The following is a 3,078-nucleotide window of genomic DNA, read 5'->3' as shown; positions in this document are numbered from 1 at the left end:
CTGGCGATGAACCGCTCGGCCGTCAGCTCCGGCCGGTTCAGGTAGCCACGCGCAACGCCGGCCCCGCCGATGTAGAGCTCGCCCACCGCCCCGAACGGCACCGGCCCACCATGACCGTCCAGCAGATACACCCGCGTGTTCGCAATCGGACGACCAATCGGGACGTTGGCCAGCCCCTCGACAGCGTCGGATATTGCGAATGTGGCACATCCAACCGTCGCTTCTGTCGGACCATAATGATTGATCAGACGCACGTTCGGGAAATGCTCTTGCCAAAACTGCATGTCTGCCGGGATCAAGGCCTCGCCACCGACCATGAGTGCTCTGGTCGGGGCTGGTCCCTTGTAGGCTTCAAGCCGCTTGTTCAGCAGGCTTAGATGCGAAGGGGTCAGCTTGATTAGATCATAGGTCTGACCATCCTCTAAACCAGCAAGCGCATGTATTTGGGCAATGGGGTTGGCAAGACGAAGCTTGGCGCCCGCCAACAAAGGCCCGAACAAGGTCGTAACGCCAGCATCAAAGCTGAACGACAGCAGCATGGGCGAACCGTTGCCGGCTTCTTCGTAATGGCTGCGATCCGACCAATGCAAATAGTTGACCAGACTTCCATGCTCGACCATGACGCCCTTTGGGGTTCCGGTTGAGCCAGAGGTGTAGATCACATAGGCGAGATGGCGCGCGGTGAGACCAAGGGCGCGCGGCTCGGGATCGCAGGCCGGCAGCTCGGCCCAGGTGGGAGTGGCCGTTTCCAGATCGACCACCGTCACATCGACAAGCGCCTCAGGGCCGAGCGCGGCGCGTCCGGCCGCATCGCAAAGCAGCAGCCGCGGCGCGGCATCCGCGAGGACCTGCCGCAGCCGCGCGCAGGGATAGGCCGGGTCCAGCGGCAGATAGGCGCCGCCCGCCTTCAGGATCGCCAAGACACCCACCACCATCGCCAGGCTGCGCTCCAGGCAGATCGCCACCGGCTGGTCCGGCTTGACCCCGAGCCCGATCAGATGATGCGCCAGCCGGTTGGCCCGCGCGTTGAGCTCGCCATAGCTCAGGCGCTCGTCCTCATGGACCAAGGCCACCGCCTCGGGCGTGCGGCGGACCTGTTGCTCGAACAGCTCGTGGATGCAAAGATCCGACGGATAGGCCGCGTCCGTCCGGTTCAGCTCCTCCAAAAGGTAGGTCCGCTCCTCGGGCGACAGCAGTTCAATCCGGCCGACCGGCAGCCCGGCATCGGCAACCACAGCGCACAACAGATTCTGCAAATGCTGCGTCATGCGGTCGATCTGCTCCGGTGCCAATCGACTTGCATCAAAGTGCCATCGAAAGCTCCCATCCAGAGCGCAAAGCTCGAATGTCAGCAAATCACCGGATAGGGTTGTCTCAGAACTCGCGTTCGAAGCTAGATCGCCAGCGGCAGAACAACTATCTGCTGTAATCGTGATGCCAAGCGGCCAGGGCCGGTGCGACCGTAGCGCCTCCACACCTCGCAATGTCGGGCAGCGCGCGATAAGATCCCGGGCAAAGCTAGCGTGCGCCCTCAGCTGAGCGAATTCGGCCGCCACCGCTTTGCGCATTTCCTCAAAATCATGTGCAAGATCAATGGTAACTTCCATCGGCACGACAGAGGCGATAAGCACCTCCACCGCTTTCAAACCGGCTTGCGATCTATCCGATGCAGGCGTCCATCCCAGTTGAAGCTCTGTTTCTCCCGCGATACGGGCGAGATAGATCAGCCAAGCCGTTACCAGGTATTCCGTGCGATCATGTGGCGCCAGTTTAGCCAAAGCACTTGGAATGAACCACGAGCTCGACTGCCATCTGTGCGGCGCTTCAGCCACGGACGCCGATAGAAAAGGAAGCTGCAATATTTTAAACTGCTCAAGCCGCTGTCGCCAAAAATCCTCTGAAGGCGCCAGCTTTTCATGGGCGGCAGTTATGCTCCGCGCCTGATCACCGCTCAAAATTGGCAGGCGATCACCTTCATTCAGATTGGAATGCCTGGCGAGGTCTCGCGCGTCCAGCAGCTGACCATCGGGGCCGCCAAAGCAAACATCAACATCCTGCGCACCCGTCGCCACACGCCAGTGGCCGGAGTGGATTTCAAGCAGGGAACCCGCCGGAAGGCCCGAGCGTCGAGGCAACACCTCCAAGCGCCTGACTATGACAACGTCATCACCCACGAAAGCCTTGGGCAGACACAATCGATTGGGATTATACGGCCCAAAGTCTAGTGCACGGGTCATCGCTGACAAATCTCGCGCGGATCGATCCCATCGCAGACAGCCTGCCGCATCTGGGCGTCGACGTCTCGGAAAATAGCTTCTGTCGACTAGCGCCTGCGGACGAGCAGTAAGCTTTCCCTTCGCCAAGCCAGTTAAAAGCTCGCGGAAGCCCTCGACCGCGGCTTCATGACATCTGAGGTTCAAGCTCAACGCCGTGTCGGTGGGCGCAATTAACACTTGGCGCCTAACCACCAGCTCACCCGCATTAACACCATCATCGATACGATGCCACGTGATGGCATACTCGCTCTCCTGGGCCAGCAGCGCCCAGGAGGTCGCGTGAGTTCCTGCATATCGTGGCAGTGGACCGTCGTGGTAATTGAAAGCACCTTGTCGGGCTCGCCCAAACATGTCCGGTGGCAATATAAGCGGATTGGCAACGGAGAAAATGCAATCCACCGGCTCGGCCTTCAAACGAGAGCAGAGCTCGTCAACACTCGCAATACAGGGGATATTGGCGCGAGCCGCCCACTCTGCGAATATAGCGTCGCCACACAGCGCCGCGCCAATGAGGTGGCCCATCTCCATTGCCAGCTGCGCGCACCTAACTGCGAGCGTACCACGGCCAACAAACACGCTAGAGGAGATTGATTGGGCTGCAGGGCCTTGCCCAGTCCAATCGCCTGTTTCGTAAGCGCTTGCGCGCTTCGGTGAAGACTGACGTGCCATCTTCACCCCTCGGCCAGTCCATCCACTAAGCTGGGCAGTTCCCGCCCTAACCGCCGCGCCACATAGCGGCCTAAACCTGTCACACTGGTTCGGATTTGCTCGGGAGTAACCGCGCTGAATGCTAATCGAATCC

Annotated in this window: 1 protein-coding gene; it reads right to left on the bottom strand. The window is 60.3% G+C overall.

The window, feature by feature from the left end:
* A partial coding sequence (locus NKH90_RS34320; protein WP_352823724.1) for an amino acid adenylation domain-containing protein occupies positions 1 to 2,798 on the bottom strand: 2,798 nt, incomplete at its 3' end.
* Between the last annotated feature and the right edge of the window lie 280 nt (positions 2,799 to 3,078).

The organism is Mesorhizobium sp. M0898, assembly GCF_040319695.1.
GTDB lineage: Bacteria > Pseudomonadota > Alphaproteobacteria > Rhizobiales > Rhizobiaceae > Mesorhizobium.
Note: the sequence above shows the minus strand (reverse complement) of the source record. Positions and strands in the feature narration are given on the sequence as shown.